The 18,487-nt window shown below is 41.2% G+C and carries 17 protein-coding genes; 7 read left to right on the top strand and 10 right to left on the bottom strand.

Features of this window, described 5'->3' with window-relative positions; all coding sequences use genetic code 11:
• From ACI2JM_RS10575 to ACI2JM_RS10550, 6 genes are all read left to right on the top strand, one after another.
• The gene (locus ACI2JM_RS10575) at window positions 1-291 is read left to right on the top strand and encodes a helix-turn-helix domain-containing protein (protein WP_193007835.1); all 291 of its coding nucleotides are present in this window, start codon (window positions 1-3) and stop codon (window positions 289-291) included.
• Entirely contained in the window at window positions 288-563 is a 276-nt protein-coding gene (locus tag ACI2JM_RS10570; protein WP_193007836.1) for a hypothetical protein, read from the top strand. Before ACI2JM_RS10575 ends, ACI2JM_RS10570 begins: the two co-directional genes overlap by 4 nt.
• Complete coding sequence (locus tag ACI2JM_RS10565) at window positions 556-852, top strand: hypothetical protein (RefSeq protein ID WP_193007837.1); 297 nt, start codon at window positions 556-558, stop codon at window positions 850-852. The genes ACI2JM_RS10570 and ACI2JM_RS10565 overlap by 8 nt, the downstream gene beginning before the upstream one ends.
• Window positions 849-1,790: a hypothetical protein gene (locus ACI2JM_RS10560; protein ID WP_404644080.1), complete on the top strand. Its 942-nt coding sequence runs from the start codon at window positions 849-851 to the stop codon at window positions 1,788-1,790. Before ACI2JM_RS10565 ends, ACI2JM_RS10560 begins: the two co-directional genes overlap by 4 nt.
• Window positions 1,790-2,953: a DUF3987 domain-containing protein gene (locus tag ACI2JM_RS10555; RefSeq protein ID WP_404644078.1), complete on the top strand. Its 1,164-nt coding sequence runs from the start codon at window positions 1,790-1,792 to the stop codon at window positions 2,951-2,953. The genes ACI2JM_RS10560 and ACI2JM_RS10555 overlap by 1 nt, the downstream gene beginning before the upstream one ends.
• A gap of 238 nt (window positions 2,954-3,191) precedes the next feature.
• The gene (locus ACI2JM_RS10550) at window positions 3,192-3,731 is read left to right on the top strand and encodes a hypothetical protein (RefSeq protein WP_193007839.1); all 540 of its coding nucleotides are present in this window, start codon (window positions 3,192-3,194) and stop codon (window positions 3,729-3,731) included.
• 126 nt (window positions 3,732-3,857) lie between these two features.
• On the opposite strand, the gene ACI2JM_RS10545 is transcribed toward ACI2JM_RS10550, so the two are convergent.
• From ACI2JM_RS10545 to ACI2JM_RS10500, 10 genes are all read right to left on the bottom strand, one after another.
• A complete protein-coding gene (locus ACI2JM_RS10545) occupies window positions 3,858-7,133 on the bottom strand; it encodes a type I restriction endonuclease subunit R (RefSeq protein ID WP_404644075.1) in 3,276 nt (1,091 codons plus the stop codon).
• A gap of 452 nt (window positions 7,134-7,585) precedes the next feature.
• Window positions 7,586-8,788, bottom strand: coding sequence for a tetratricopeptide repeat protein (locus ACI2JM_RS10540; protein WP_404644073.1), 1,203 nt, complete (start codon window positions 8,786-8,788; stop codon window positions 7,586-7,588).
• Window positions 8,789-8,929: 141 nt separating this feature from the next.
• Window positions 8,930-9,052 (bottom strand): hypothetical protein, encoded by a 123-nt coding sequence (locus ACI2JM_RS10535; RefSeq protein ID WP_264298298.1) that lies wholly within the window; start codon window positions 9,050-9,052, stop codon window positions 8,930-8,932.
• A gap of 34 nt (window positions 9,053-9,086) precedes the next feature.
• A complete protein-coding gene (locus ACI2JM_RS10530) occupies window positions 9,087-9,707 on the bottom strand; it encodes a hypothetical protein (protein ID WP_193007842.1) in 621 nt (206 codons plus the stop codon).
• 36 nt (window positions 9,708-9,743) lie between these two features.
• Window positions 9,744-10,505, bottom strand: coding sequence for a hypothetical protein (locus tag ACI2JM_RS10525; RefSeq protein ID WP_193007843.1), 762 nt, complete (start codon window positions 10,503-10,505; stop codon window positions 9,744-9,746).
• A 193-nt stretch (window positions 10,506-10,698) separates the two neighbouring features.
• Window positions 10,699-11,469 carry a hypothetical protein gene (locus tag ACI2JM_RS10520; protein WP_193007844.1) on the bottom strand — a complete coding sequence of 257 codons (771 nt, stop codon included), beginning with the start codon at window positions 11,467-11,469 and terminating at the stop codon, window positions 10,699-10,701.
• 415 nt (window positions 11,470-11,884) lie between these two features.
• The gene (locus ACI2JM_RS10515) at window positions 11,885-12,610 is read right to left on the bottom strand and encodes a hypothetical protein (protein WP_404644070.1); all 726 of its coding nucleotides are present in this window, start codon (window positions 12,608-12,610) and stop codon (window positions 11,885-11,887) included.
• A 261-nt stretch (window positions 12,611-12,871) separates the two neighbouring features.
• Complete coding sequence (locus ACI2JM_RS10510) at window positions 12,872-13,495, bottom strand: tetratricopeptide repeat protein (RefSeq protein WP_404644068.1); 624 nt, start codon at window positions 13,493-13,495, stop codon at window positions 12,872-12,874.
• Window positions 13,496-13,561: 66 nt separating this feature from the next.
• The gene (locus ACI2JM_RS10505) at window positions 13,562-14,932 is read right to left on the bottom strand and encodes a restriction endonuclease subunit S (protein WP_404644066.1); all 1,371 of its coding nucleotides are present in this window, start codon (window positions 14,930-14,932) and stop codon (window positions 13,562-13,564) included.
• The gene (locus tag ACI2JM_RS10500; protein ID WP_404644064.1) at window positions 14,932-17,322 is read right to left on the bottom strand and encodes an N-6 DNA methylase; all 2,391 of its coding nucleotides are present in this window, start codon (window positions 17,320-17,322) and stop codon (window positions 14,932-14,934) included. Before ACI2JM_RS10500 ends, ACI2JM_RS10505 begins: the two co-directional genes overlap by 1 nt.
• Window positions 17,323-17,886: 564 nt before the next feature.
• Between ACI2JM_RS10500 and ACI2JM_RS10495 the strand changes: the two genes are divergently transcribed.
• On the top strand, window positions 17,887-18,180 hold the full coding sequence (locus ACI2JM_RS10495; RefSeq protein ID WP_193007849.1) for a contact-dependent growth inhibition system immunity protein: 294 nt from the start codon (window positions 17,887-17,889) through the stop codon (window positions 18,178-18,180).
• The last annotated feature ends 307 nt before the right edge of the window (window positions 18,181-18,487 follow it).

Here is an 18,487-nt window from a genome sequence, read left to right as displayed (position 1 = left end):
ATGTTGACCTCAGTAACTGCACCCGTGATCTACGAGCCTACCTCAAAAACCCAAATAGAAATAATCAGAGCGCACCTAATGACAGGCGCGACGATCAGTATATGGGAGTCTATCTGCCTTTACCAAATCACAAGCTTAGCCCAACGCATTCATAACTTGCGCGATACAGGACTGCTAATTCAAAGTGAAATGGTCAAGCATAACAACAAACGGTTTGCGGTCTATTGGCTCGATGAACAGACCTTACTAGAACTAGAAAGCGAATTTCCTAATACTGAGGTGACTCCATGAGCCAATCAAACGACATCTTAGAATCCAGCCTAGTAGCAGTTGATGGCCTTTACCTGTCTATCATTAACGACCGAGTACAAGACATATCAAACGATGCTGAAAGCTTATCAATGGGACTTAGTACTATTAAGATCAAGGATGACACGAGCAAGGGCATTATTGTAGGTATAAGGTCTACCCTACTGGAAAATAATGAGCTGGCAAGGATAGTTAGTGAAATGATAGATGGGCTTATAACCTTGCCAACAGTGGAGGTAAAGGGTCATGAGTAATAATCCTATCAAAGACAACTTACAACTCAAAAACGGTGCGCAAGCTGGCAAGCGTGGCATGTGGGTTAGTTTTATCATTTTTATGATATGGGTGAGTGTCATCGGCTTGCTTATATCATTAGTGGCATGTAAACAGAGCGAACCTGAAATATTTGTAACTAAAAAACTAGTGGAGTGTAAACATTCTTACCAAAGCAACGCTATAGGAATACCGATCTTAGTCTCTACTTTGAAAGGCATCAGCCTATATATCAGTGGAACGAGTTGCGAGAAAAGGAGTAATAAATGATTACTACACTAAAAACCGACAGCCAAGAAAAAACCCACGGCAAGGTGGGATTATCTGGCATCTTAGGTGACTACCCAATAGCAACTATCGAAGCACTATCAGGATTTACTATTTTAGCTGAAAACCAACTGTTATTGAACCCTAAAAGCTTGCTTATTATTGATGAAAGGGTAACACCAATCAAAGGAGAAAAAGCAGCGGATAAGTTGGACACAATAGGCACTATAGGAATGGTTTTGTATAACAAAGATTATGAGCCGACAAGCTTACGATGCTTATATGCTGATGACCATATCAAACCGATCATAACCGACACTAGCCAGCCGTCTGCTTACCTTATTGGATCATTAAGTAATGATAGCGAGCTTATCGCAGTAGATAACTTTGATGATGGCATAGCCCTAGCCAAATGCTTAATCAGCGAGCATGTGACGATAGCTATTAGCCCTACTGAATGGCTATTCAATGAAACGGTTAAGCATTTCTCACAAGATAGGCCTGTTACCATCTTTACGACATTAGACAAGGTAGACGAAGTAAGCAAGCCGCTGGCAGGTCATAACGTAAAGGTAATAGTTACCAGTGACCGGACAGTATTAGAACACTTGGAATATGGGGGCTTAAGTTATGATGTTATTTTGGAAGACAGTAAAACCACTATAACTAATTTACAAGCTGATGCATGGAGCGAACCTGAACTGCTCGCAAGTGACCCAAGCCAGCCCACACTCTACCCCATCGAAGCATGGCCGCCGATACTACGAAGACCAATAGAAGCAATTGCTTACTATACACAAGTACCATTAGCGATGGCAGGACAGGCCGTTTTAGGTGCAATAGCCCATATAGGGCAAGCGCATATTGATGCACCGATGGGCAGCCAACGAGCCTTATTATTATTACAGAGGGCGAAAGCGGTACCGGTAAAACGCAAGTAATGGGCTTAAGTCACTTTAAAATAGACCAACATGAGAAACAGCTATATTCTAATTATTTAAGTGACATATCATCATGGGAGAATAATTTATTAAGTCTAAAAGGTAAAGACAGAGCCGCTTTTTTAGATGAAAACCCAAAGCCACCTAACCCCGTTACTATGTTCGATGATGCAACGATTGAACCACTTATTGATCGTTTTGTTGATGGTGAGATGTACAATGCTAGTTTATCTACTGATGAAGCAGGTCAATTTTTTAATGGCCACAGCATGACAGGTGATACCGCTGGCAGCGCATTAGGTGCAATAACAAAACTTTATAGCAGTGGCATGGCTAGGCGTATGAGATCACAAAAAAATGCTTACTCTAACCCAAGAACCACCGCTTATGATGTCCGTATGACTTTTTTACTTCAAGGACAGCGCGTAGTCTTAGAAAAAGCATTAACCGACCCATTTATGAGTGGACAAGGCTTTTTAGCACGGGCAATAATTGCTTGTCCTGAGGACTTACGAGGTAAAAGAGTTTGGAATGATCCAAAGCGTAGGAATGACAAACCACATGATAACCCTTACTTAATAGACTACTGGTCACGCTGTCAAAGCTTACTTGACCCACTGCCAGCCAATTTACCAAACGACAGCATAGGCGCACCTAGCCGTATTAAAATGCAATGGGCAAGCAATGAAGCAGTACAAGCTTTTGAGGACGGTATGCAAACGATAGAGAACCGACAAGCCAACGGACAAGTTTTACAATATCTCAAAGCTTACGCCTCACGTATGGCAGAAAATGCCACGCGCATAGCCTCACTAATGGCATTCTTTGATAGCCGTAAGACCGTTACCACTGATGACATAAAACGCGGCTTTATGTTGGTGGAATACTCAACAACCGAACGCTTACGCTACCAAGATGCAACCTCTACAGGTGAGCAGAATGACAGTGAAAAGCTAAGTTGCTGGTTAGTAAATAAAGCAAGAAATAAAAACCCTCATAAGTTAAACCGCGCTGATATTTATAATGGTGCACCTCAGCCTATGCGTAAGAATAACCGCTTACTTCAAGGTGAGCTAGATAACTTAGAAAGTAAGTCACATATCAGGCAAACGGAAGAGGGACGAAAAAAAATTATTGAGGTCAATCCAAAGCTTTATAAATAAAGATACTTACCCAGAAATGTGCCTTTTTTGCCTAAACCGTCCTAAAACCATACCTATTTAGGCATAATAAAGGCAACTTAGGCACGCTTAGGACAGGGGCATTACTAATTTAATGGTACATGTGATAAGGCTTAGAAGCTATTTAGGCAAAAAAGGCACGTTTTCTTAGGTATAGATTCATAATGGCAAGTAAGTAATGATATAGTCTATTTTTTTATGTAATATAAAGAGTTACAGAATGAAATTAAAATCAGTATTAACTAAGATAGGTGTTGGCATTAGCTGCTTTATGGCGGTGACGTTCTCACATGCAGCCCTTGAATGTAAAGACATTGAACGCAGCAATTATGATGCACATGAAAATATGCAAAAATTAGCCATAGAAGCGAGACTAATTGACGGTTATGTGTCACGTAATCATGAAGCTGTCATATGGGAGTTATGCGGTTATGGCGAAGAGGATAGTAATGCAGATGAGTTTGTAAAAAAGATGACTGATGCAGGTTATGTCAGGCGCTCTGAGGTGGAAAGCATTAAAGAAGTACTTGGACTTGATAAACGTTCACCCGCTGGAAAAAACTATGAGTATGCGTACATTAAGTTTATTAACGACATAGGATTATCGTCTGCTGAATCTAGTCATGCTGCATCTTTTTATGCCAACAAACCTAATTCAGAATGTGGAAAAACTGCTAAACGGGCGTTAGAGGGCGACCAAATAGCAATAAAAAAACTAGAAAAAGAAGATAATACTTGTACCTCAGGTTATGAAGATTAATAAAACAAAGATAAGATGTAGTGGTTTCTATCTATCATATTAAAAATTTCTCATAGACAAAGGCAAGTTCTAATCATCTGTCTTTGTCTATGAACACACTTGTTATTTTTATTATCGCGAATACCTCTAAGCACCCAGCTTCGTATCAAGCATCAATCTAATGAACTTTTTAAACTGGTTAGGATTAGACAATAAGTGCATGGTCATACCCTCATACGCCTCTTGGCTCTCAAACAGCGCATCCATTGCTGCATCAGGATAGCCGCCCAACATTATCTGATCGGTACTGTTATTACTAAACTGCTTTACCACGATCTCATTTTCTGTGACTTTATCCCAAATGGTGTTTTGAAAATTAACCATATCATTCTCGGTAAAGTCCTCGCCAGCAAACACCTCATTTAAGCGCTCAATGATTTGCGACAAGAATGCTTCTTTTATATCCTTAGGAGTTGCCGTACCAGCGCCGCCGCCAGCTTCTAGTTCACCACTACCCTCTTGTAGCTTAAGGTCTTGCTGGTATAGCTTTGAGACACGATAATGACTCATAACGATGTTACTTAGATCAACCTCATCTTCATTGTCCACACTTTCATGCAGTAGCGGCTGTAGGTTACGCGCGTATAGGCTAAGTTTCTCTAGCTCTTTATCGTCATAGTCCACGATTTGCGACATAAACTCATACTGGCGGGTAAATGTCCCTAAGTCCTTTTTAAAGATTTCCAGCGCATCTTGATCGGCCTTAAAACCTTTGTAATCATTTTCGGCATTGGTCATCAGCACCACATCGCCAGTCGCTTTGGTACGCTCAAGCATTATCTTGGCATGCTGGGCTTGTTCACGTGCCAGCTTATAGCGCTTCTGCCAACGCTCGACCGCAGGCTTACAGATATTACTAATGGCGGCGTTAGACTTATTCTTGCTGTAGAACGCTTCAACAAATTGTTCCACTTCATTCCATAGGAAAATACCGCTAACGCGCAGCTTCTCGTAGAGGTCAAATACCTGATCGGGATCGGACACGTCCGCTAAGTGTGCGGTCTCATAATATGGCTGGAAGGCCTCTAAAATATCTTGTGGGTCATTAAAGAAGTCGAGCACAAACGTGCCACTCTCAGCTTTACCTTTATAAGTACGGTTTAAGCGCGATAAGGTCTGTACGCAGTCCACACCCGTTAGCTTCTTATCAACGTACATGGCGCATAGCTTGGGCTGATCAAAGCCTGTCTGGAACTTATTAGCCACTAACATCACCTGATAGTCATCACTGTCAAAAGCTTTACGTAGGTCGCGGCCTTTTAGGCCAATATTCATATTGTGCTCAGTAAACTTCTCACCAAGTAATGCGCCGCTGTCAGGGTCATTGTCATTGAAGGTCACTTCCCCTGAGAACGCGACCATGGCATTGATGTTTCTATAGCCGTACTCAGCGATATAGTTATCAAAGGCGAGCTTGTAGCGTACCGCCTCTTTACGTGAACCGGTCACCACCATCGCTTTGGCTTGGCCACCAAGTAAGCCTTTGATGTTATTATTAAAGTGCTCAATGATGATCTTCACTTTCTGGGCGATATTATGCTCATGCAAGCGTACCCAATTATTGAGCTTAATCTTGGCGCGGCGAGCATCGACTTCGTCATCAGCAGCGGCAAGCTTTTGCTTGAGCTGATAGACCACTTTATAGTTGGTGTAGTTTTTTAGCACATCTAGGATAAAGCTTTCTTCAATGGCTTGGCGCATTGAATAGACATGATAGGCCGCTGGCAAGTTATCTTTAGAGGCTGGGAGTTCAGGATTGGGCAGACGGCCAAATAGCTCGATGGTTTTCGGCTTAGGCGTGGCAGTAAAGGCATAGTAGCTGAGATTAGGACTGCTACGGCGTGCGGCAAGCGTGGCATCGAGCATATCCTCGCTAGATAGCGGCGCGTCATCATCTGCATGCTTCTCGGTATCAATCTCTATATCACCTGAGACCAATACTTCTTTCAGCTGGCGAGCCGTAGAGCCTGTCTGTGATGAGTGTGCTTCATCGGCAATGATGGCATAACGGCGTGACTTGAACACACTTGAATCTTCAATCGCTTTGAGCACGAAGGGAAAGGTTTGAATAGTCACAATGATAATTGGCTGTGAGTTCACTAGTGCGCTAGCAAGCTGTTCAGACTTTGAGCCGTCACCCTCTTTTCTATTAATCTTGCCCACTACGCCATCAGCATGTTCAAACTGATAGATCGTTTCTTGTAGCTGGTCATCAAGTACCGTACGGTCTGTGATAACGATAACGGAGTGAAACTGCTTATCGCCGTCACTATTGTATAACGTAGAGAGCTGATGCGCTGTCCATGCGATAGAGTTGGACTTGCCTGACCCTGCACTATGCTGAATCAAATACTTTTGCCCAGCGCCCTCAGTAATGGCCGCATTGACCAATTTGGTCACCACATCCCACTGATGATAGCGCGGAAACATCATAGTTTCCTTTTTAGACTTGCGACCAATTGCGTCTTCTTCTTCCTCTATCTGCAAGTGCATAAAATGCCCAAGGATCGATAGCAAGTTCTCTGGCGTGAGCACCTCGTTCCAGAGGTAATCGGTGGCATAACGGCTGCTATCGCTAGGCGTATCATTGCCCGCGCCGCCATCTTTAGTGCCTTTATTAAAGGGTAAAAAGTAGGTGCTGTTACCTGCCAGCTTGGTTGTCATATAGACTTCATACTGACTGACGGCAAAGTGAACCAATGCGCCGCGCTTAAAGGTCAGTAATGGTTCAGACTTTTTAGTGTCAGGGTCTTTAGGCAGGCGGGTCTTCTTGTACTGGCTAATGGCATTTTGTACCGATTGCTTAAACTCAGACTTTAACTCCATCGTCGTTATGGGCAAGCCATTCACAAATAGCACAATATCAATACGGTTACGCTTAGCAACCTTACCATTACTATCTTCGCCATCCCTAAGACTAACATGAGGGCTATAGACTACTTCAGGGACAACACGGCAGATATTGGCCTCATAGCGTGCCATAATTTCAGGATTGAGGCTATGCTCAGGCTTAAACTGGCAGAGAGAGAAGCGCGCGTTACGGATCTTGAGATCATGACGCAATACGCCTAAGGTGCCATAGGTGCGCGAGGCTTTATCGGTTGAGTGTTCATCAGCCTTATTAAGCTGCTTAACCAATGCGGTGATAAAGTGGCGTTCAGAGTCGATAGGAAAAGTGCGGCAGAACTTCTCCCACTCTTGTGGCTGGGTCGTCTGCACAAAGTCCAGCACATCTTGCTCATACAGCGCAGTCTCTTGCTGATACTGTACTGATTGACCCAACTGCCAGCCATGTGCCTGCATCTGGTCGATGATATCGGCTTGGAAGACAGATTCGTAAGTGATATCGTGGGCGTTGGTCATGTTAAGTCCGTTTAGTTTTATTATTATTTTGCTTAAAATAATTAGGTCGAAAGCGCTATAAGGTCTGAATACTCTCTAGCAAATATAAAAAGCAGCACTAGCAGAAACGTTAATAGTAGCGTTCTATATTTCTCAGCGACTGCTCTTTTGGAAGTAAGTGCCTTATAAAAAATAAACAGATAAAGAATAATTACAATCCAAACATAGGGAATCCAAAGGAACATTAAAGTAATGGTAATATCGTCCAGCATATACTTAGCGGTACTACTAAAAAACTCTAAAGAAACAGTATAATTCGAGTCGTGCTTTTTGTACCCGCTGTAAGTTAAGTAAGCATTTATTAGATAAGCAATAATAGGGCTATAAATGAGCGCCCAGAATAGCTGCTTGTAGCACTTAGTAATTGGATCGGGATGATTCATAATTATATCTATTAATATGCGGAAGTCATTTTAAGGCATATTTAACAGTTTAGAGCCAAGACATGATTGCAAGTCGCCATTGCCACAGCCTTTATCAAACCATTCCTTAGCCTGCACGTTGTCTTGCTTTACCCCTTGCGCCTTCATATACATCAGCCCCAGATTACGCGGGGCGAACGGATGATTTTGGGCGGCAGCTTGTTTAAATAACGTCATGGCGCGGGCATAATTTTGCGGTACGCCATTGCCCTCTAAGTACATCACAGCAAGGTTGTTTAGACCAGCAGCTTCACCTTGATTGGCAGATTGTTGTGACCACTCAAAGGCTTTAACATAGTTTTGCTCAACGCCTTGACCACTATAGTATGCCCAGCCCAAACCGCCCATACCCAATGCATTGCCATGGTTGGCAGACTTTTCATACCATTTAAAAGCCTCGGCATAATCACGCGCAACCCCATTACCGTTCTCATACATATAGCCTAAATTATTTTGCGCCAAATCCTCACCTTGCGCGGCGGCTTTTCGTAGCCAATACAGTGCTTTGGTATAATCCTGCGTCACACCTAAGCCTTTTATATAAAACTGTCCAATATTGTTTTGGGCAATTGCATGTCCTTGATCGGCAGCCTTTTGATACCATTTGGCTGCTTCGCTATAGTCTTGCGTCACGCCTAAGCCTGCTTCATACATCACGCCGATGTTATTGTGAGCGTCAAGATCTCCTTGCTCAATGGCTTTTTGATACCAGTCATAGGCTTTGGTAAAATCCTGATCGACCCCAATGCCGCTTTGATACAACAAGCCCAAACTGTACTGCGCCATCACATTATCTTGTGCGGCGGCGCGTTGATACCACTCGACCGCTTTGGCATAGTCAGGCGTCACGCCCAGTCCTTCTTGGTACACCGCGCCCATGCTATATTGCGCGAATGGCTCCTCTTGATTGGCAGATTTCTCGAACCATGCGAGCGACTTGGCATAATCCTGCGGCACATACTCGCCTGTCATATATATCGCACCCATATCGTATTGCGCTGCCGCCACGCCCTGATCAGCGGCTTTTTTATACCACGCCACCGCTTTGTTAGGGTCTTGGGGCACACCATCGCCCATCTCATACATCGCGCCCATGCTATATTGAGCGGCGGCATGACCTTGTTCCGCCAGCGCTTTGGTACTGCTAAAACTGGTTGCATGCGCGGATAACGATAGCGCTAAAGCAGCGCTCAAAGCTATTACTTTGTGTCTGATTCTTAGCGGTACGATTGACACTTTCATTTTGTCCTCTACATATTAGGGCGGAATGGATATAGGGTATTTTATTTATATCAAGTTATTGTATAAGGGCATTCCCGTTGCTTAATACTATAGTCATAAACCGCTGGCATGACCCACTTGCCAGCCGTGCGCTTGCATTTGGATGACGATGTCAGCTTGGAAGGCAGATTCGTAGGTGAGGTTATGGGCGTTAGTAGCAGTACTTGTCTGAGTCATGGTGAGATTCTTATTATTAAGTTATGAATTGGGCTTATGAGATCAACCACACTTTATCGATTTCAACGATCTGTTGCTCCTGCCCTTTAATGCTTTCTTTTCTTAAAAATCTAATAGGGTCAATGTCTTGCAACATCTCTACATCTTCTTCATCAGCCATATCATAATAGTCAAGCCTTCGATAAAGTTTCCATTCAAAATGATCTAAGTATTCAGCGGTTTTTGAATTATAGTGAATAGAGCTTTGAATACCATTTTCGGGCTGCTCATCTATTGGCTCAAACGTATTTTGATAAAAGTCTTTGTAATCCTCTATCGCACAAACTACTTGTGAGCGACTGATGTACGTTTCAAATAGCCAGATTTGTAAATAATACGGGGTTTGCAACTTTTCTAGCGAATCTTTCCATGACTGATAGATATTTTGCACATTTTTAATCAATAGATATTCACAGTCGCCCATTGGCTCAGGATAGATACTATTAATCAAAGACAAGCGTGACCATGGAGCTACCAAAAACTTAACGTAATCTCGCTTTTCTTGATTTAACAGATCAACATCAAGAACTTTATTAGCTTCGCCCCATTTTTCAATAGTGCGCTTACGGCGGTTCAGGCCTCTTATTTTTCGATATCTTAATACATTGTTTTTCATAGCTCACTCTATTTTTTGATACGCTTAAATCAAGCCTTAGGGCTCCTCACATACCATCTTCAAGCTCTTACCAAATATGGTTTTATTGAGCTGATTGTAGTTGTTAAAGACTTTTTCAGAGTCAGCATGATAAACCTGATCATTCACGCAATTACCAAAGCCAAAAGTTATCAAGTTTATTCTGGCATACTTAGCAGAGTTACTTACCTTTTCTTCCTGATAGCGCTGGGTCGCAATTTTACGATATCGTTCTAATTCATCAGCCCCATACTCGCTTGTTTCCAGAATTTGCTCTTCAACAAACTGTTTCCATCTATTTTGCACCGCCGCTTCGTTCTGCATGAAAGGTTCAATATAGTTTTTACACATCTGAGGGCTTTGTTTGAGGGCTTCACTAGGGTTTAGATAGCCTAAAATGACTAATCGATCTTTTTCATACTCTGCATCAATCGTTTTGAGTAAGTTTTGTTTATAGCCTTTCGCTTCAGGTACAACATCAAGACGCTCAGTATCACGCTTTACTTGCTTATACTCTTCGGTCGAGACATCTAAGTCTTTCATAGATAGTTTATCTAGCGCATCAACACTCATGGGTGAAGAGAAGCTTTCCAGATTTAATCTGGTTAAACGATCCAATACGAGATGGGAATTTTTGATTTGCTTGGCGCTGTACTTTTTATTATCAAAACTCCCTTTCATATCGCATAGATCGTCTTGCCATTTGTAGACTTCGGCTGTTGCAATACTAGGCACAGTCAGTAATACGCTTACCGCTATCAACGAATACCTTTTCATCATTGGAGTCCTTTTTTTCATTCGCCTTGCTTATTTTGATATTTATTAATCGAGCAAACATTTAACTCACTATTCTTTTTAGGATGCTTTTTAAAGCCAGTCAAATTGAATTAAACAATCAACCATACTTTATTGATACCAACGATCTGATACTTTCTACCTTTGATGATCTCTGTTCTTCACTTTTGCAAGAGGTCTACTCTTGGCGCATTGCGCATTGCGCGGTGTATTTACCGTCAAATATTTTATGATTAAGCTTTGCATAATTAGTAGACACTGTCTTTAGCTCAGGGCGATAAGCGGTACTCTTAACACAGTTGTAAAACCCAGAAGACACAATAGCGTTTCGTGCATAAAAATAAGCACTCAGTGACTTTTGTTTTTGATAATCTCTCATCTCAATCTTACGATAAAACTCATCACTCAAACTACCCGTACGTACTTTATCCTGAATATTTTCTTCCACCACTTGCTGCCATTTATTCTGCACTGCCGTCTCATCTTGCAATAAAGCCTCTACATAATGCTGACACAGCGGCGGGCTTTGCTTAAGCGCTTTACTAGGATTTTGATAAGCCAAAATAGCCAATTGTGCCGTTTTATATTCGCCATCAATAGTCTTAAGTAACTCTTGTTTATACGTCTGTGCTTCGGGCACTAACTCAAGTTGCTCTACATTACTTTTAGCTTGCTTATATTCTTTAGTCAGTACCTCTGGGTCTTTCGACGATATATTGTCTAAAAAAAGATTACTCATAGGCTCAGAAAAGCTTTCAAGATTTGCTCTCGTCAAACTGTTTAATACGAAATGAGAATTCTCTATTTGCTTGGCAGTATATTTATTATTATCAAAATCTCCTTGATATTGACAAGACTTCATTTCCGAACGCCACTCATAAGTTTGCGCTTGGGCAATGGTGGTGACTGCCATTGAGACAAAAATGGCGGCTGTCGTCATTGCTTTCATAAATGAAACTCCTTTGGTTATTTTGCTGGTTATGACATATAAACAAGCGCTTCATCTTTACATTACTGACGACTCATCCGCCCGCCAACCTCTCACATCAATCTTACTCGTAACGGCAGCAGAGATTAAAACGGTGCGGAGTCTTACATCAATTGAAATTAATTATGGATAGACACCAAATACTAACGCTGCTATCTGATAGCCGCTGGTGCGACCCAACTGCAAGCCTTGCGCTTGTATTTGAGTGACAACATCAGTTTGGAGTACAGATTCTTAGGTGACGTCGCGGCTCATGGCATTTTCTTATTTTTACTTTTGTTAAACGGTATATAAATATAGCAGACAAAATATCAGCTAGCGCTGGCAAAACCCTTTGTATGTTCCATATATTACATATAGCCGATAACCGCTATTTCTATTCTTTAAACGATTCTTCAAATTTATCTATGTATGATAGAAAAGCTGGAACCTCTTCAGATTTTGATCTGATACTAATATTTTCAAGAATACGACGGACAATATGTAGGTTTTTAATATCCTTAAGTGTTATAAATATAAGCATCATGTCTCTAACGACAGGAATAACTTGCTCCAAAATTTTAGGGTTATCACTCAGCTGAAAACGAAAAGATATTTTATTTAGTACTATCAATCTATTAGAAAGATTTGGATCCATTTGAAGAATCTCATACTTTAATAATAATGCTTCAAGTACTGCAACCTCTGTCAATTCATCGGTACAATCAATCCCTTCATCCACTACTGAGTCTATAATTTTTAAAGATTTATTGTATTCTTTCAATCCATATAGTGCTCTGGCTTTATCAGTATATGCCGCTCTTATAATTTTTTCATTATAGCCATCATGAATATCTTCAGGAAGATTTCCATGAGTATAAATATCAATAATTTTTTCACAAACTGATATAGCATTTTGATATTCTTCAAGCATAATAAGGCTTGTTGTTTTCCATGTTAAAGCAGCTTTGGCATGGGCGCGCTCTTGTGAATCTTCGCTATCAATGTATTGACAATATAAGTTATCAGCCAGCTCAATAGCCTCATGATAACTATCTTTAAGAAAAAGTTTTTGAACATTTCCTGCCATTTTGGCAGATTTAGATTTTAAAAACCAAAACATCATCTAGCCTTTTTATACAGTCTATTTTTTCAATAACCAATACTATGTTAGTTGCTATATCATCTAGCATCTTTGGTATAAAAGCATGCTGGACGATGCTAGCATAAAAACAAAACAATTGTACATTAAGAATAAAAAATCATCCTACCTTTTGGGTCGATTATCTAACGCTATGTGCTTACCATAGAATATGTTGTGTCTCATTGCTTTACTTTAATCAACCACACTTTATTCACTTCTGCTATTGTGTGTGGGCGTCCATTAATAACCACGTTCATTTAATCGTCTATATTGATCACAGCCATATTGATGACCCTTGTCACACGTTTTCCCGTACCATTCCTTTGCTGTAGATCGGTTTCGCTTAAGACCACCAAAACCTTCTTCATAAAAGTATCCAAGCATCCCTTGACCTTGTATGTTTCCCTGTTTTGCTGCCTTTTGAAACATCTTTCTTGCTAATACAAGATCTTGACGGACGCCTTCACCGTTGTAATATATTAAACCAACCTTAACTTGATACTCTGCATTGCCTTGGTTTGCCCATTTTTTCATATCGGCCAAACTATCCTTAGCGTCAGAATATTTATTCTCATAGGATAAACGGCTACTTAGCGAGCCTATCTTATATTTTTTTTGCTTGGCATGAGCACTTAGGTTATCAATAGCTTTGGATATCTCATCATTACTATATACAGTAGCACCACTATATACAGTAGCACCACTATTGGTAGCATATATATTGCGACTAGAACCATAACTTGCAGACGTAGAATCATTGCTAGTCGTGTGGGTCAAAGTGTTATTTTGTTGGAAAGTAGTTTCGACAGCGCCACTCGCTTGGGCTGTACCTATTCCTAATAGTATCAATAGTAATCTTTTCATAACTTTCATACCTATGCCAGTCAACTTTAATAAAGTACTCTTATAGCTCGTAATTTTAGTCGTACATTACGAAGCTTTATTGTCAGCTGCCCTCCAACCCCTCACATCAATCTTACCCGTAACCGCAGCAGATATTAAAGCGGTGCGGCGTTCTTTAAGCAACTCGACTTGCTGTTCTGATTTGATGGATAAATTTTGAAAAACTGTTTCACTATTATTCAGAAAATCAACTATTTCAACCAATTCATTTTTAGGTGGCATAGGCAATGCCACTGACTCAATCCCTTCACCAGAAATATTAGGCTGATTGGTAATAGTCATATTATTTTTGAACTGTGCTTTAAAGCTGCTACTTAATGAAGAATACAAGATAAAATCGGCTAACAGCTCTGATTTGAGCTTTAAAAAACCCACTCTCTGATTAACTAAAGGCATAGCTTCTAGCTTCGGTATTTTTGCAACTTTTATGCCTCCTGAAATAATAGGACGAGTCATAGCAAAAACCAAATCGTTCTCTTCAACTTTATACTCTAAATGCTTTTCTACAAAGGATAACGGCAGAAAAGACTCATCATCAAAATTCAGTTGAAGATGTGACACATTTGATATTTTTAAAACAGGATAACCTGAGTCAATAAAATCATCGCTTTTGAAAGCAAAACCTCCCATAATTTTTCCATAATGTTTAATTCTTTTAACCTCCCAATGCTCAGGCACTTCCCCCAACCATTCAACGCCCGAGTCTTTCATCGGTGCGTCAGGGTTTAAGCCTTTAGTCACCGCATGACTAATGACGGCTTGGCGCTTTTCTTTTAACAGTTGGATAAGGGTTTGCTGTTTTTCGATTAGGGTATCGATTTGGGCGGTTTCATGGTCGAGAAATTTGGCGATTTGGGTTTGCTCAATTAGCGGTGGTGAAGCGTAAGAAAAATTTACGAATGTATCTTGATACAAATGTACTATCGTACTGCCAGTTTTAAAATAGTCGAAAAACTTTTTAAAAACAGTTGATTCTAACAACCAAAAATAAAATTCCGTTGTAAAACCATTGCTTAAAGGACGGACAACAAACACACCGCTATTAAGAGTGGCTTTTTCATCTACTCCCAGCCCTTGAACCAATGCTATTTTGCCAATAGTTCCATCCTTAGTAAGAAGAAGATCGCCATTTTGCAGTTGGATGTATGGGTCTTGCTCATAACGAGCTAAATCACAGTGATAACAATCTTTCCAAGAAATTACAGAGCTTTTAAAATCACTACCAGTTACTAGATAAGGCCCCACATCTGTAAAGTCATCTGTTTTTAGGCCATGCCAACCAACTCTAGCTTTTACATAAGCCTCATACTTAACTTTAGTAAGACTCCAGTGTGCTGGATATTCCCTGACCCACATTAATTCAGAATCTAGGTACTCACTATATTTATCTTGTACCATTATGAATGCACCTCACCCAATAACTGCATAATCTCGCTACTGACAGCATCTAAGTCTGCATCGATCTCAGCAAGCGCGCGCGGCGGCTCATACACATAGAAATGACGGTTAAACGGTATCTCAAAGCCCACAATGCCGACCTCTTCATCAATGGCATCTGTCTTGTCGCTATTGATCCACGCATCAGGCACATGCAGCTGTACTTCACGGGCGAAGTAACTTTCAATCAGCTCAGTGGTCGTCACTTCAGGATTCAGCGGTACGTTTTCATAATCGCGTAAATCGCTGTCTGTTTGGAACTCTACAATTTTGGTCTTGCTGGCAGGATCGGTATAACTAAACGCACCATAGAGCGGGTTAGCAACCTTCACCACTTTTTTGATGACGGGTTCTGCTTCAGGATTTTTCCACGTGATCGCATCTAGCAGCTGTTTCTTTTCTTTAGTGTCCAAGCTCATATCAAGACTGGCATCAGCGTCTTTTAACGCTTGTTTAAACACTTTATCAAACTCATTAAAATCATCAAATTGGCTGTCACCGATAGCAGCTTGTAGGGCTTTGGCTTTATTCATCAGGGCAAGTTGCGACTGCCATACCTTAGCCGCCAGCACGTCTTTGACTTGGCTTTCTTTTAGCTCGGAGAAGTCCGCCTTTATCATCGCCCGCGCTTCTAAGGTGACCGCTGATAAGTCACCATAGTTGCTTGTATCAGAATCGGTGTCGCTATCAGTCGTCCAGTCATTGCCAAAGGCCTCATATAGCGCTGGCATGACCATATCGAATGGCTTGGGCGCATAACGCAAGCTATCAATGGCGCTATCCGTCAGCTGAGCCGACAGACGTAGCGGACGCTCAATGGTTAAACGGCGATAGCCAAATTCATGGGTTTTAAAGATTTTACTGGCAAAGGTTTTAGCTGCCTCACTCTTAGGATTGGCAGACTGACGACCACGGTTAGACTTCACCTCTTCTGGCTTATCTAATACGCGCGCATCAACCACCTCAAAGTCACCAAAGCTACGGATAATGGTCTTGATATCGTCATCGCTCATCTCGTTACGCTTTGAGCCAAGTGATTTACGCATCTTGCCGTATAGGTTACTGCCATCAATCAATTGCACGTGACCTTTACGCTCAGGTGCTTTCTTATTGCTCAATACCCATACATAGGTAGCGATACCCGTGTTGTAAAACATATCGGTTGGTAAGGCGATGATAGCCTCTAGTAGATCGGCCTCAAGGATATAACGGCGAATCTCGCTCTCGCCGCTGCCTGCGCCGCCCGTGAACAGCGGTGAACCATTTAAGATAATACCAATACGGCTGCCTTGGTTACTATTTTGACCATTATTAGCTTCTTGCTCATTAGTAGTGATCGGACGCATCTTGCTAATCAAATGCATCAGGAACAATAGCGAACCATCAGACACGCGTGGCAAGCCAGCCCCAAAACGACCGTCAAAGCCCTTTTGTGTATGCTCATCGTTTATCTCACCGGATATCTTTTTCCAATCGACCCCAAACGGCGGGTTAGACAGCATGTAGTCGAATTTCTCAGCGACCAGCTGATCACTAGACAAAGTATTGCCCAGCTTAATATTATTCACTTCTTGCCCTTTGATCAGCATGTCGGCTTTACAGATGGCGTAAGACTCAGGGTTGAGCTCTTGCCCATAGGTACGCATGACCGCATCAGGGTTTAGCTCTAGCACGTACTCCATACCAGAGGATAGGAAACCGCCTGTACCTGCTGTAGGGTCGTAAATGGTGCGAATAATGCCGTCTTTGGTCAGCGCGTTATCATCTTCCATAAACACCAGTGAAGTCGTCAGTCGCACGATATCGCGCGGGGTAAAGTGTTCCCCTGCAGTCTCGTTCGAGCTTTCAGCAAAGCGGCGGATCAGCTCTTCAAACACAAAGCCCATTTCATGGTTAGAGATCGCCTCAGGGCTAAGATCCGTAGTGGCAAACATCCGCACCACTTTATATAGTAAGTTGGCATCGGCCAGTTGCCCGACAAACTCTTCAAATTTGAAGTGCTCAAATATCTCACGCGCGTCTTTAGAGAAAGATTGCACGTAGGTGTTTAAGTTGTCTTTAATATCGCTCTGACCCATCTTGCTCAAATCCATGGGCGAGGTATTATAAAACGCATGCTTGCTGGCACGAATGATGAACTTCTCTTGTGCTTCCTCTGGCAGACCTTTTTCAGCGATACGCTCACTCTCAGCCACCACAGCAGCTTTGGTGTCTGCTAATACGCACTCTAGGCGGCGCAGTAGTGTGAATGGCAAGATGATGCGTCCGTATTGAGATTGCTTAAAGTCACCACGTAATAGATCAGCGACAGACCAGATGAAAGCCGCTGTTTGAGAGAAGTTTTTGGTCATTAGAGTGTCTTATTGTTTGTTGGGCAAGGATAAATACTTTGGATGATATGACAGGCTTAAAAATTGGCTAACACGTACTGCGATGGAATATATCGACTTATGACGGTCTATAAAAATTATTGTATGATAGTAGAGGATATGAACGCTAGTTTGCAAACGCAATTAAGGCTTTTATTGGATAAAAGTATTCTTATTTAAATAAAAGAATTCTTTTAATGTCTGGATACTGCTTTTGGAAGCAAGAAATTGAGGAAGCAGGGAAATGAGGAATAAAAATGCGCTTTTTTATACCTTTATTTCAAAGTGGAAAACCACCTCTAAGCTAATAAAATAAATAGCTGACGTTGGAAGCGGAAAAATTCTCAGGAAGCAGAAAGTGGAATAATTAACATTCTACAGTAGCGGCTTTAAATGTAGGATAGTACACTAGAAAGGAATCCAGATTTACTCACAGTGACCGACCTATAAATACAACTAGATAGCTATTGGAGATTGAAACCCAACGCCTTTCAAAGTAAAAATGCGACTGCTTACACTCATGAATGTTATGTACTGGGAAATATTGTGATTAATACATTTATATATCTGATGAATGCCTACTTGTATCAAAATTGGTGGGCAGAGTATTCTGATCCTAAAGTGAATGACGCAGATGTTCTCATTCATTTTGCGAGTAAGGAAAATCTAGATATCTTAAATAGCTTAGTTCAAGACCTCGAGTATATATTGGCCAATGATTTAGCAAAAAAAGTTTTTGAAAACAATACTTTTGATTTCGATCCATTATTAAATGGTTATGCTAGTGAGCAAGCATGGATTGAGTCAGCTTATAAGACGCTAATGGCTGAAATTAGATAATTGACTTTCATCAGCATAATTATTTTGTAAGTAGCTATGAGTAAGCTTCCAAGTTATAAGCCGAGAGTAACGATATTAAAATGTTGTACATAACGTTGTACATATAATTAATAATTTATTTAAAACTATTTAATATCAAATACTTACCATAAATGATTGACTCCCGCCGAGCGCACCAATCATTGTATCGGTAATATTTGTTTCATCCTTCCCTAGTATTACCCTAAATCCTGAATACCCATTAACTCCGTACTCAAAATATTTGCGGATTTCGCCGTGCGTGCTCGTCTATTGATAGATAGTTTTC

Source organism: Psychrobacter sp. NPDC064578, assembly GCF_044901245.1.
Lineage (GTDB): Bacteria > Pseudomonadota > Gammaproteobacteria > Pseudomonadales > Moraxellaceae > Psychrobacter > Psychrobacter cibarius_C.
The sequence above is the reverse complement of the archived record's forward strand: the minus strand, read 5'-3'. Positions and strand labels throughout refer to the sequence as shown.

Excerpts from the sequence above, each read along its gene's own strand:
- ACI2JM_RS10575 (WP_193007835.1), top strand. The coding sequence starts at position 1 with ATGTTGACCTCAGTAACTGCACCCGTGATCTACGAGCCTACCTCAAAA.
- ACI2JM_RS10570 (WP_193007836.1), top strand. The coding sequence starts at position 288 with ATGAGCCAATCAAACGACATCTTAGAATCCAGCCTAGTAGCAGTTGAT.
- ACI2JM_RS10565 (WP_193007837.1), top strand. The coding sequence starts at position 556 with ATGAGTAATAATCCTATCAAAGACAACTTACAACTCAAAAACGGTGCG.
- ACI2JM_RS10560 (WP_404644080.1), top strand. The coding sequence starts at position 849 with ATGATTACTACACTAAAAACCGACAGCCAAGAAAAAACCCACGGCAAG.
- ACI2JM_RS10555 (WP_404644078.1), top strand. The coding sequence starts at position 1,790 with ATGGGCTTAAGTCACTTTAAAATAGACCAACATGAGAAACAGCTATAT.
- ACI2JM_RS10550 (WP_193007839.1), top strand. The coding sequence starts at position 3,192 with ATGAAATTAAAATCAGTATTAACTAAGATAGGTGTTGGCATTAGCTGC.
- ACI2JM_RS10545 (WP_404644075.1), bottom strand. The coding sequence starts at position 7,133 with ATGACCAACGCCCACGATATCACTTACGAATCTGTCTTCCAAGCCGAT.
- ACI2JM_RS10535 (WP_264298298.1), bottom strand. The coding sequence starts at position 9,052 with ATGACTCAGACAAGTACTGCTACTAACGCCCATAACCTCACCTACGAA.
- ACI2JM_RS10530 (WP_193007842.1), bottom strand. The coding sequence starts at position 9,707 with ATGAAAAACAATGTATTAAGATATCGAAAAATAAGAGGCCTGAACCGC.
- ACI2JM_RS10525 (WP_193007843.1), bottom strand. The coding sequence starts at position 10,505 with ATGATGAAAAGGTATTCGTTGATAGCGGTAAGCGTATTACTGACTGTG.
- ACI2JM_RS10520 (WP_193007844.1), bottom strand. The coding sequence starts at position 11,469 with ATGAAAGCAATGACGACAGCCGCCATTTTTGTCTCAATGGCAGTCACC.
- ACI2JM_RS10515 (WP_404644070.1), bottom strand. The coding sequence starts at position 12,610 with ATGTTTTGGTTTTTAAAATCTAAATCTGCCAAAATGGCAGGAAATGTT.
- ACI2JM_RS10510 (WP_404644068.1), bottom strand. The coding sequence starts at position 13,495 with ATGAAAAGATTACTATTGATACTATTAGGAATAGGTACAGCCCAAGCG.
- ACI2JM_RS10505 (WP_404644066.1), bottom strand. The coding sequence starts at position 14,932 with ATGGTACAAGATAAATATAGTGAGTACCTAGATTCTGAATTAATGTGG.
- ACI2JM_RS10500 (WP_404644064.1), bottom strand. The coding sequence starts at position 17,322 with ATGACCAAAAACTTCTCTCAAACAGCGGCTTTCATCTGGTCTGTCGCT.